This window comes from Pseudobythopirellula maris (assembly GCF_007859945.1).
GTDB lineage: Bacteria > Planctomycetota > Planctomycetia > Pirellulales > Lacipirellulaceae > Pseudobythopirellula > Pseudobythopirellula maris.
In genome coordinates this window covers 862,873-874,615 of the sequence record NZ_SJPQ01000001.1, presented here as the reverse complement: position 1 = coordinate 874,615, position 11,743 = coordinate 862,873, and the positions used below count along the sequence as shown (strand labels likewise).

Annotated in this window: 9 protein-coding genes; 7 read left to right on the top strand and 2 right to left on the bottom strand. The window is 64.0% G+C overall.

Annotation, left to right across the window (positions count from 1 at the left end; all coding sequences use genetic code 11):
* Together Mal64_RS03255 and Mal64_RS03250 are read right to left on the bottom strand one after the other, a co-directional pair.
* On the bottom strand, positions 1 to 879 hold the full coding sequence (locus Mal64_RS03255) for a helix-turn-helix transcriptional regulator (protein ID WP_231993565.1): 879 nt from the start codon (positions 877 to 879) through the stop codon (positions 1 to 3).
* 140 nt (positions 880 to 1,019) lie between these two features.
* Positions 1,020 to 1,268 carry a hypothetical protein gene (locus Mal64_RS03250; protein WP_146396979.1) on the bottom strand — a complete coding sequence of 83 codons (249 nt, stop codon included), beginning with the start codon at positions 1,266 to 1,268 and terminating at the stop codon, positions 1,020 to 1,022.
* Positions 1,269 to 1,392: 124 nt separating this feature from the next.
* Between Mal64_RS03250 and Mal64_RS03245 the strand changes: the two genes are divergently transcribed.
* From Mal64_RS03245 to Mal64_RS03220, 7 genes are all read left to right on the top strand, one after another.
* The gene (locus Mal64_RS03245; protein ID WP_146396976.1) at positions 1,393 to 1,647 is read left to right on the top strand and encodes a hypothetical protein; all 255 of its coding nucleotides are present in this window, start codon (positions 1,393 to 1,395) and stop codon (positions 1,645 to 1,647) included.
* Positions 1,648 to 2,135: 488 nt separating this feature from the next.
* On the top strand, positions 2,136 to 5,492 hold the full coding sequence (locus tag Mal64_RS03240) for a glycosyl hydrolase (RefSeq protein ID WP_146396973.1): 3,357 nt from the start codon (positions 2,136 to 2,138) through the stop codon (positions 5,490 to 5,492).
* Between the two features lie 215 nt (positions 5,493 to 5,707).
* Entirely contained in the window at positions 5,708 to 6,259 is a 552-nt protein-coding gene (locus Mal64_RS03235) for a sigma-70 family RNA polymerase sigma factor (RefSeq protein WP_146396970.1), read from the top strand.
* Complete coding sequence (locus tag Mal64_RS03230; protein ID WP_146396967.1) at positions 6,256 to 7,755, top strand: FecR domain-containing protein; 1,500 nt, start codon at positions 6,256 to 6,258, stop codon at positions 7,753 to 7,755. Before Mal64_RS03235 ends, Mal64_RS03230 begins: the two co-directional genes overlap by 4 nt.
* A gap of 278 nt (positions 7,756 to 8,033) precedes the next feature.
* The gene (locus tag Mal64_RS19615; RefSeq protein WP_197525396.1) at positions 8,034 to 8,975 is read left to right on the top strand and encodes a hypothetical protein; all 942 of its coding nucleotides are present in this window, start codon (positions 8,034 to 8,036) and stop codon (positions 8,973 to 8,975) included.
* Positions 8,976 to 9,046: 71 nt separating this feature from the next.
* Complete coding sequence (locus Mal64_RS03225; protein ID WP_197525395.1) at positions 9,047 to 10,912, top strand: PEP-CTERM sorting domain-containing protein; 1,866 nt, start codon at positions 9,047 to 9,049, stop codon at positions 10,910 to 10,912.
* 63 nt (positions 10,913 to 10,975) lie between these two features.
* Complete coding sequence (locus tag Mal64_RS03220) at positions 10,976 to 11,689, top strand: PEP-CTERM sorting domain-containing protein (RefSeq protein ID WP_146396961.1); 714 nt, start codon at positions 10,976 to 10,978, stop codon at positions 11,687 to 11,689.
* Positions 11,690 to 11,743 lie beyond the last annotated feature (54 nt).

Genomic DNA, 11,743 nt, shown 5'->3' with positions numbered 1-11,743 from the left:
TCATTTACTCTTGGAATCGGAAACGACGGCGTGGTTGGCCAACCAAAGCGAGAGCAGGCCGGCGCGGTTCTTGACGCCGAAACTGCGGAAAATGCCTGTTACATAATTGTGTGTCGTCGAGTGCGCGCGATCGATTGCCGCGGCGATCTCCTTCTCCGGCTTGTCGGTCAGCAGCAGGTAGAGGATGTCGGTCTCGATCGGGCTGAGCGGCTTGCCGCCGATGACCATACCGGTCGCCATCGCGAGCCGGTCTTGAAACAACCGCAACCCGCGCAATGCCACGCCCGCAAGTGAAGCCGTATGGCGATCGATTTGACGGCCATCGCCAACACGTTCGAAGACATAGCTGGACTCAAACGCCTCGCCCACCGGCGTCATGACGTAGAGCCGGTCGTTCAGGCCATAGGGCGCCTGAAACTTCTTGAAGTAGTCGGTCGCCTCGTATTCCTCCATGTCGACCAAATCCCGCAGCAGCCGCACCCGAAACTCCCCGGCCTCGCTCATAATCGCCGCCGACGCCAACCCTACCGCCTCCAACGAGTGCTGGTTCTCTAAGATTTGCTCCGCCTGATCACGGTAGATCTCCGGAAACACGTGCGGCTGCACGGCGATGTTGCGCCAGCCGAACACCGCGTCTTCCGCAGCGACTTGCTCCTCGCGGAGCCTCGCGAGACTGACCCAATAGGCGTAATCGGCGTCGAGCCACTCGGAGAGCGATTGCATGAGGAAAGCGTTCGCCTCCCGCTGGCGGTGAGCCGGATACCGCCCCAACTCATCCCAGAGTGAGAATACTCTTTCTAGATCGGCGTCGGTCAGCGTCGTCTCTTCGGTTGTGAATGGCATTCGTCGACGACATTGAGGTGTGAGGCGCTTTTCCAACCAGGCTCTACGCCTAGGTTACAAGCGTTTCTGCCGCTATTTTAGCCTGATGAGCCCTTCGCAGAAAGCAGCATTCTTTAGCGGGCGTTAGCAGTGATTGGCGGTACGGCGCGGCGCAAAACGGTAGTGAACGGTAGCCGTTAAGAGGCCGAATCTCGCGTCGTGTCTTCGAATAGATCGAGCACGACAGCGCCGTCGGGGAGCTGATGCAGGAGCAGCGGAAACTGCTCGCTCTCGAGCTTGGCGACTTCCACGCAGAACGACGCCACAGCCAGCGTGGCGCGCACGTCGGCGGTCGAAGCCAAGCCGGCGCGGCAGATGTGCCGTGAGATGGCCGCCGAGCGCTCGACTGGCGTCGGCCGGCGTTCACGCACGGCGTGCTTGGCCAAGGCGATGTCGCCGCGAGTGAGATCGCGACGTGCCCCTCAACCCCCCTGGAGATCGGGGGACTCAAACTTGTTCGCGGTCGCCTCCGCTCGACGGCGGGCTCGTATCCGCTTTTTGCGACTTGGCATGGCTTGTCCATTCTACTGGATCCGCGGCGAGTGCCTCAACCGTTCTGTCGTCTTTGAGCTCGGGCACTTCGACCATCTTGTCTCTTGCTACTGTGATTACTATCACCAGGCGCGGCCGCATCAGCGCAAAGAGAACAAACCCTTGCTCGGCGTCTGGCCCGAAGTCGATGACCCGCCGAACGAAGGAGAGAAGATTGTCTGCCGCCAATGGCTCGGCGGCGTGCTGAAGCACTACGAACGCGAAGCGGCCTGACGATCGGAGGAGACAACTGTTATCGAGTCGTTGCGTGTCTTCGCTCTTCTCAGCATTGCGCCGTTGATAAGCCGTGCGTGATTCGTGACAATCGGGTGACTTCGTTCGCTGCTCGACGACCGATACCGACCGACGATTGTCGGTCGGTATCAAGTGACAACCTTGCCGAGCGGGACGAGCGATATGCCAGTCGAGTAGCCCTTCGCTACTGAGCGGTGTGTCAGCGTGCGCGGGCTGGTTTTCTCTGTACTTTATGGGCATCGTGTAGATGCCGATTCGGGGCCGCTGCGGGGACAACCTGTCGCAATCTGCCCTGAGTTTTTCCTCGGTGGGGACATATTCACCTGGGGCCGGGGGAAGTTTTCTCGTCAAAACCGTAGGGGCGCCACGCCCCGGTCACCATCGCCCCCGCAGCCTACGCAACGGCGCCTGCGAAAGTCGTCGCTCGCCGTCGTTTCCAAGAAGAATAGCCGCGAACCGGATTCTCGATGACCAAAACGCTGTTCCTGCTTGCTCTGTTCATGCCAATCGCCGCGTCGGAAGGCGTTGAGTTTCGCGATCCGCTCCGCGCCGAGTTGGCGGCGTCGGCCGAGCCCTCGGTGGAGCTCAAGGCCGGGTGGCGCGACCCACCGCAGATGGCGCGTACCCGGTGCTGGTGGTGGTGGCTCAATGGGAATGTCACGAAAGAGGGAATCACGCGCGATCTTGAGGAGCTCAAGTCCAAGGGCATCGGGGGCGCCAACATCATCGACGCCGGCGGCGCCAATCAGCGCGGCCACCGCCAGGTTCCTCACGGCCCCGATTTTGGTTCTCCCGAGTGGCTCGGGCTGTTCCAGCACGCGCTGCGTGAGGCCGATCGGCTGGGCCTGGAACTGGGGCTCAACATCCAGAGCGGCTGGAACCTTGGCGGCCCGACCGTCACCGCCGAGCAGGCCGCTAAGAAGCTGACGTGGTCCGAGCTGCTGGTCAGCGGCGGGCAGCGACTCGAACTCGACCTGCCGCAGCCCGAGACCATCGGCGACTATTACCAAGACGTCGCGGTGCTTGCCTTGCCCGTCGCCGGCGAGAGGGGGGCGGTTGCGGTTGAAGTAACGGCCTCCTCGGCGCAGGGCGCCCACCCGCCGCTCATGGCGATCGACGGCGACCCATCCACCTTCTGGGTCTCGGGCACCCATGAAAGGGGTGAGGGACCGAACCCGAGTAAACCGCAGAGGCTCGAATTCGAATTCTCTCGGCCGACGGCGCTGTCGCGCATCGTCGTCACACCGCGCCCTGGTTACGGCCCACGACGGGGCTGGCTGCAGGTCTCTAAGGGCCCGTTGAGCTGGAGCGTGATCGCCCGTTGGGACGCCAAGCTCCCTGACGAACCGTTCACGATCGACTTTGACCGTACGGAGGCGAAGCGTTTCAGGCTAGTGATCGTCGACGCTTTCGACCCTTTCAGCCCGGCTGCGCCACGCAACGCGCAAGTGGCCGAGGTGAAACTGTTCGATCGTGACGAGGCGATTGGTGGCGGCGCCAACATGGCCCGCGTCGACCGTTTTGAGGAGAAGGCCTATTACTCTTACCCGGGCGGGTTCACCGCCGCCAAGGCCGAGCACCTGCTCGACTTCGACGCCAGTCACGCCGACGAACCAACACTTAAGCTGGGCGACGCGATTGACTTGACGGGCCGGGTCGACGCCCACGGACGCTTGACCTGGCCGAGCCCCCCGCCGGGCGTGTGGAAGTTGCTCCGCATCGGCTGCACCCTTTCCGGCTCTCGGGTCTCGACCTCCAGCGAGGGCTGGTCGGGGTGGGCGATCGACTACCTCGATCCGGGCGCCTTCGAGCGGTATTGGGAAGACGTCGTCGAACCGATCCTTGCGGCCGCGGGGCCTAGCATCGGTCGCTCGCTTCGCTACCTGCACACCGATAGCTGGGAGCTTGGCCCGGTCAACTGGACGCCGGGTCTCCCCGAGCGGTTTCGCCAACTCCGTGGCTACGACATGGAGCCCTACCTGCCGGTGCTTGCGGGCTACGTCGTTGGAAGCCCTGAGGTCTCAAACCGGTTCCTGAATGACTTCCGGCGAACGCTGGCGGACATGATCGCCGATGGAAAGTACGCCACGTTCCGAGACAGCGCCCACGCACGCGGATTAGCGATTCACCCCGAATCGGGCGGGCCACACGCCGCGCCGATCGACGCTCTGAAGTGTATGGGGCGAAGCGACATCATGATGGGCGAGTTTTGGGCTCGCTCCGCCACGCACCGCGTGAACGACTATGAGAGGCTCTTCACTAAGCAGCCCGCCTCGGCAGCCCACACCTACGGTCGCCGCGTTGTGATGGCTGAGGCCTTTACGTCAATCGGTCCGCAGTGGGAACGCGACCCGGCGATGCTCAAGCCAGTCTTCGACCGCGTGGCGTGCGAGGGGCTGAACCTAGTGATGCTGCACACCTTCGACAGCTCGCCGCCAGAGATGGGGCTCCCGGGCCAGGCCTACTTTGCCGGCACGCACATCAATCCCAACGTGACTTGGTGGGACCTGTCTGACGGATTCTTCTCCTATCTCAACCGCTGCCAATTCATGTTGCAGCAAGGTTTGCCAGTCTCGGACGTGCTGTACTACTACGGTGAAAACGTCCCCAGTTTTGTGCGGCTCAAAAACGATAATCCCGCGGGGGCGCCGCCGGGCTACGACTACGACGTGCTCAACACGGAGGTGTTGATTGGCCGGATCGAGGTACGCAACGGCAAGCTGGCCTTGCCGGAAGGGACCAGCTACGAGTTGCTCGTTTTGCCGCCCGGCCCGAGTTACGGGCTGGAGGCGCTCCGACGCGTCGCCGAACTCGTCGAACAGGGCGCCCGTGTGATCGGCCCCAGGCCGCCGGGTCCCTTCGGCCTGCTGACGAACGACGAACGGCGAGAGTTCGACCGGCTGGTCACACGGTTGTGGGGCGCGGGAGGGGCGACGGGCCCGATCATCGACGCGCCGACGGACGACGCCCTCGCTGCGGCGGCGATCGAGGCCGATTTCGCTTACAACGGGCAAGGGCAAGCCGCGGCGCCGTTGCTCGATTACATCCACCGCACGACCGACGAGGCCGAGATCTATTTCGTTGTCAATCGCACGGAAGAAGAGATCGAAACCGAGTGCTCGTTCCGTGTCGCGGGGCCAAGGCCGGAGCTATGGGACCCGGTAACCGGGGGCACCCCCGAGGCTAGCTCCTACCAGATCGACGCCGTCTCAACCCGGCTGCCGATTGTGCTGCCGGCCAACGGGTCAGTCTTTGTCATCTTCCGCGGGGCGGACGCCGAGCGGTCGCGGCGTGACGAAGGTCCGAACCTGCCCCGCCCGGCGCCGCTGGAGGAACTCGATCTCCGTTGGAGCGTGCGGTTCGACCCCGCTTTGGGGGGGCCCGCCCAGCCGATCGAGATGGACCGGCTCACCGATTGGAGCGAACACGACGACCCGGCGATCAAGCACTACAGCGGCAAAGCGGTTTACCGCTGTGAGTGGTCTTTGGACGACAGCGCCCTGAAGCGGCTCGACGGGGGTCGCGTCTGGCTCGACCTCGGGAGCGTGCAGAACTTGGCCCGGGTGAGGGTCAACGGCGTCGGTCTCGGGGTCGCCTGGACGCCGCCCTACCGTGTCGAGATGACCGGGGTCCTTCAAGAGCACAACGTCATCGAGGTGGAGGTGGCTAATCTCTGGCCGAATCGTTTGATCGGCGACCTAGCGGCGCCGCCCGATAAGCGGATTACCCGCACGAACGTCGTGAAATTCAGGGCCGACTCGCCGCTGCTGCCGTCGGGTCTGCTGGGGCCAGTGCGGGTGCTGACCGAGGCCGCCGCCCACTAGCAGGGGGCGCATCCTTTATTTTGAGGATTCTGCAACGATTTCGCCTCAGACGTCACCCAACCAGGACATATCCCTAGTTGTGCCGCCATCTGCAATGACTGGCGAGCGTTTTTTGTACGTTCCCGGAGCAGCAATGATCCCGGAGCAACGACATCGAAGCAACGATACCGAAGCGCGGCAGACCCAAAGAGTCCTCGGTCGAGGCGGTAAGCGGCATGGCGATCGACAAGCCCAATAGCAGCGACGCGGACGATCGGCAGCTTTTTGTCGAGTTGCTCAATGAGAACCACAGCCGACTGTTCGGCTTCATCTACACGCACGTCCTCAACTTGGCGGACGCGGAAGACCTGTTCCAGCAGGTGGCCATGGTCCTATGGACCAAGTTCGACCAGTTCGAGAGGGGCACGGAATTCGGCAGCTGGGCGATGCGAGTGGCCGACTTCACGATCAAGAACTTCATGCGAGGCAGGCGTCGCAGCAAGGTCTATTTCAGCGACGAAGTCGTGCAACGGATCGTCGATCACCAGACCGTGGCGCCGGAGGGGCAGGTGGCGCAACGGGCCGATGCGCTCAGGGGATGCTTGAAGAAACTTCAAGCTACGGATTTCAAGCTGCTGGAAAAATGTTACGGAGCGGAGTCGCGGATCAAGGACATCGCCCGCGCCGAGGGGCGGACCGCCGGCGCGCTGTACACCGCGTTGAGTCGGATCCGACGTGTCCTGCTCGCTTGTATTGAACGGACCCTCAAGGCCGAGGCTTCTTCTTGAACACCAACCGCCCCAACGCACGCTTGCGTCGCCTGCTAGACGCCGCCCTGGTCGACCGGCTCTCGGATCCCGAGCGTGAAGAGCTCGACGCCTGGATGCGGGAGGACGACCGGGCGATCGACCTGTTCGTGAAGTACTGCCAGCTTGACGCCGCGTTGTACTTTGAGATCCGTGCGGCGGCGGCTAGCCGCCGCGCTACCGTCGCTCTCGAGGTCTTGCAACAAGCCTCCGACGCCCGCCAGGAGCGACGCGTTGATCGTGGCTCGACCGGCGGCGGCAAGCCGGCCCGCAAAGCACGCTGGTGGGAGACGCGTCACCCCTTCTCGGCGCTGGCGGCCGCTGCGCTGTTCGTGTTCGGCGTTGGAGTATGGTACGCCGTTTCGAACCAAACAATCCTTGCCGAGCGACAACCGCAGCCCGTGGCCCGCTTGGCCTCGGTCGACGGCGCCGAGTGGCTGGGCGAAGGGTTTGAGCCCGGGCACCAGTTCGTCGAGGCGGATTCTGTGTACCTCACGGCCGGATCGGCTCGCATCAGCATGGCGAGCGGCGCCGAGATTGCCTTGCGAGCGCCATGCTTTGTCACGCTCGACACGCCGATGGGGGTCGGTCTCGAGGAGGGGGTGCTCACGGCCCAAGTGGCCGACTGGGCGCACGGCTTCAGCGTCATCACTCAATCGATGCGGGTCGTCGACCTGGGGACAAAATTCGCGGTCTCGGCCGACGGTCGCGGTTCGATCGAAACCCACGTGCTCGACGGGCAGGTGCGCGTCGAGCCACTCGACCAATCCAAGGCTAGACGCCGCAGCCTGTTGCTCTCGGGGGGCGAGGCCTTGCGGGTGCAGCACGACCAGAAGCTGTCGGTTCGGCTGAAGGCGGACCGCGAGTTTTACGACGCCGAGCTGAACGATGTCCTCCCCTACAAGCCGATACGCGTGTTCAACACCGGGGGCGGCCTGACGCCGGGCGACGAAGACCAGCACTGGCGCGTGGTCGCCGGGCCCCGGTGCGAGCATTACACGGGCCCGCAGTTCGCCGTCGTCTGTGAGGCGGACCGGCGGTACCTGCCCAACGACCCGCAGAGGTCGCAATGGATCTCGCTCAAGTCGCCGCTGCGTCCCGGCATCCCGCAGAACACCACGTTTACCTTTCAAACCAAATTCGATTTGACCGGCTACAACCTCTCGTCCGTTGTCGTGGCGGCCCAGGTGATCGCCGACAACGGCGTGAAGGCTGTGCGGATCAACGGCGCCGATGTCCCCTTCGAGTCCTGGACACTCAACGAACGTGACCAGGTTTTCAATCGCTTCAACGTGATCGAGATCAACGAGGGGTTCGTCGCCGGCACGAATACGGTGGAGTTCGACGTCTGGAACGGCGTTGACCGTTACACCAGCAGCGGCGTCAACCCGCTCGCAATACGCGTGGAATGGCACGCCTTTGGCAGACTCCAGCGGAGAGCGCCCGTGGCGCCCATGGCGACCGTGCTGCTGCAGTAGACAAACACACAAATCGTACAGTGCGGGCTTGCTGGCCTTTGGGCGTTGCTTCCAAGCGACGGCGCCGAGCAGCGCCGCAGACTCGTCAACAAGCTTTTTCCAACTCATCACCACCGCGCCCGCCGCGAGCGAAACCTCGCAGCGGTCCGCCCACTGCTAAGCGGTCTAGGCCTCCGTCGCCTAGGCCGGACATACGCGCGTCACAATTTCGTAACCATGCGCGTCGCATCGAGACGAGACCACGAGGCGGCGAGCATCTTTTTCAGGAGCACACTTCCATGTTGAAAGCTTTCTCTAGCGTTGGTTCACTCGGTGTGGCGCTGATCGGGGCGTTGCTCGCCGCGTCGGCGTCGGCCGGGCCTGTGGGCGTGATCGACGAGTTCGACGACGCCAACCTGACGGAATACACACTCACGAAGATCCTCGACCAGGGGACTACGAGCAACATCGCGTTCTCGAGCCCCAGCGGGATGCTCGAGGTCGCCTCCACCGGCGCCGACGGAGCCGAGCAAGTGCTATTCTTGCGCAACGACGGTTTCGGCCTCGCCGAAGGGGAGGAGCTTCGTGTCGACATCGACCTCACGATAGCGGGCGCGGTCAACGACCTCGGCATCGCCGTGGGGGCCACCCCGACAGCGGGCGTCCGCGAAGACTACCTCTTCGTGTCCATGCGGTCAGCGACGCAGGTCAACTCCCGCGGCTTCATCGGCGTCTCTGAGATCGGACAGATCCAGAACTTCGGCGTCGATGTTGAGCAATTGTTTATCTCCCGTCCGGCCGCTTCGACGTTCGAACTCGGCTACTACGCCGGTGGGGCGCGCACGGTCATGCGCAGCGAAGACGTCGGCGCCAATATTTCTATCGGCGACAACGTTGGGTTCTACGCCGACCTGCGTGAAGACGGCGCCACGATTGCCGGCCTGGACAACCTCCGAATCGTCGTTCAGCTGCCCGGCGACGTGAACGACGATGGGAGCATCGACCTCATCGACTTCGGCATCATCCGAGACAATCTATTCGACGAGGTTGTCGGCCGTGCGCTCGGCGATCTCACGGGCGACGGGCTGGTCGATTTCGTCGATTACCGCGAATGGAAAGACAACGCGGGGGAGCTCGCCTCCCAAGTCTCGCTGTTCGGCGGGTCGGTCCCCGAGCCGCTCTCGTTCGCTCTCGCAGCCATCGCGGGAGCCGCTGTTGTAGGCGCGAGCCGGCGTCGCTGAGTGCGAAGCCGACTCGTCGTTCAGAGATCCACGCCTACGACATCGCGAGCAAACCACAAAGGGTCAAACCAATGAAACTCTTCATCAAAACCACGGCTGCCGCCTTGCTGGTGCTATCGTGCCAGGCGGTGCTGGCCCAGCCAGTGGGCGCCTTGCTAACGAACTGGGACGCCGACGGCGACGGCTCAGGCACGGGCCCCTGGACCACGGCCACGAACTGGAATCCGAACCTCGTACCGAACGTGAACAACGAGGATTCGGCCGTCATCAACGGCGGGGGCGCCGCCACGGTCGGATCAGTCGTGTCGGCGCAAGCTGGCGGGCTGGTGCTCGGCCAGAACGGCGGCGATTCGGGCACGCTCCTCGTTCAGAGCGGTGGGGCGATTACTTTCGTCGAAGACGCCTCGTTCCCTGCCGACGGCAGCGTGCGCGTCGGCCAGGGGGGGACGGGAACATTGCACATGACCGGCGGCTCGCTCACCGCGGTGAGCCTCACCTCCGCTGGCGAAGCCGACAGCCTGATCCGGCTGGAGGGGGCGTCGACTCTCACGACGGCGACGGCAAATCTGGCGCGCACCACCAGCGTGGTCGGCCCGAACGTGAGCTTTCTCTCGACAGGCGCGCTGACGCTCGACCCGGCTCACACGCTCGTGGCGGAGATCACCGCCGCGAGCCACTCGCCGCTCGTGTCGGACACGTCGGCCGCCTTGGGGGGCACGCTGTCGGTTGACTTCGCTGGCTATTCACCTTCCACAAGCGACACCTGGGATCTCATCTCGGCTCCCACGATCAGCGGCGCTTTTGGTGCGATCGAGTTCACCGGCGGCGCCAGCCTCGGGCCGGGGCAAGCCTACAGCACGCGTATGCAGCCGTCGGGTCTCAACACCGTGATGCAGCTCTTCATCGAGCAACGCTTGATCCTCAACGTCGACCGGGCGAGCGGCGAAGTAACGATCTCCAATCCCGGCGCGAGCGGCATCGAGCTTGACGGCTACTCCGTGCGATCCGCAAGCGGCGGGCTGATCCCCGACGGCTGGAACCCGCTCGCGACGCAGCTCGGCCCACCCTGGGCGCAGGCGAACCCCTCGGCGAATCACATCAGCGAATTGATCGCGGCGGCGGGCGAGACGACTTCCACCATCGCCGCTGGAACCTCGATCTCCCTGGGCGAGGTTTACTTCCCGACCGCGCCCGTCGCCTTCGGAGAACCGGTCGACAACCTCGTGTTCGATTACACCCGTCCGGGCGCCAACGGGCTCGACGCCGAGGTCATTTACACCGGCCCGGAGACCATCAACAACCTCACGCTCTACGTCGACCCCGCCACGGGCGAGACGACGCTCCGCAACACCTCACCGTTTGAGGTCGAGATCGAAGCCTACACCATCACCAGCGCCAGCCAGTCTCTGCTGCCGGGCGAGGGCGACTGGTCGAGTCTCGACGATCAGGGCGCCGCCGGCGACGCCTGGCAAGAGGCCAACGCCGGCGCCGGCCGGCTGTCGGAACTGATGACGGACGGCGTGACGCCACTCGGGATCCACACTTCTTTCACCATGGGCGAGCTGTTCGACACGTCCGGCGAAGAGGACTTGGTGTTCGAGTTCCTGCTCGCGGGCGAGAGCGAGGCCTTCACCGGTGAGGTGGTTTACGCCGCGGCGCCGGCGGCCACGCTTCTGCCGGGCGACTACAACAACAACGGCACGGTCGACGCGGCCGACTTCACGGTGTGGCGCGACGCGCTCCACACCGCAACGACGCTGCCGGGCGACACCTCGCCCGGCGCCGTCAGCCACGTGGACTACACCGTCTGGGTCAACAACTTTGGCGCGTCGCTCGCGTCGCTCGCGTCGCAATCGCGAGCGGTTCCCGAACCGGCTTCGTTCGGTTTGGCCGGGTTACTCGTGGGGGGGATTCTGGTTTGGCGGAGACGTGGGTAAGGAGAGTAGAGAGGCAAGTCTTTCACACCCGCTGATTATTTTCTTTTCTTGGAGGTTGATCTGATGACTCGACTTGGAATGACTGCTGTGATCGCCTATGCGATGTGCGCCTCTTGCGCCCTCGCCAACCCGATCGGATTGATCGACGACTACTCGGACGCGTCGCTGTCGGAGTACACACTGACTAAGATCCTCGACCAGGGGTCGCAAGATAACGTCGGCTTCTCAAGCCCCAGCGGGGTTTTACAAGCGAGCTCCAGCGGAGCCGATGGCGCCGAGCAGGTGCTGTTCCTAAGGAACGACGGCTGGAGCCTCGATGTTGGCGAGGAACTCCAGGTCGATGTCGATATCACGTTCGCCAGCGGCAACGACCTCGGCATCGCCGTCGGGGCGACGCCCGTCGCGGGGGTCCGTGAAAATTACCTGTTCATCTCGATGCGCTCGCCGACGCAGGTCAACTCTCGCGGCTTTATTGGGTCTTCCGAGATCGGACAAGCCCAGGCGTTCGACGTGGACGCCAGCAAGCTGTTCATCGCGAGGACGGCGGATAATATTTTCGAGCTCGGCTACTACGGCGGCACGGGACGCGAGGTGCTGCGAACCGACGACGTGGGAGCTAATCTCAGCATCGGCGACAACGTCGGGTTCTACGCCGACCTCCGCAGCGATTTAGCCGGCTTCACCGGCATGGACAACCTGCAGATCGTTCCCGAACCCGCATCGCTGGCGCTCCTTGGCCTCGCCGCCCTGGGGCTGGTGGCTCGGAGCCGGGACTGAACCTCGCACGGCGCCCCCCCGTTGGCGCTCGACGCGCCAACGGGGCTCGCCGTT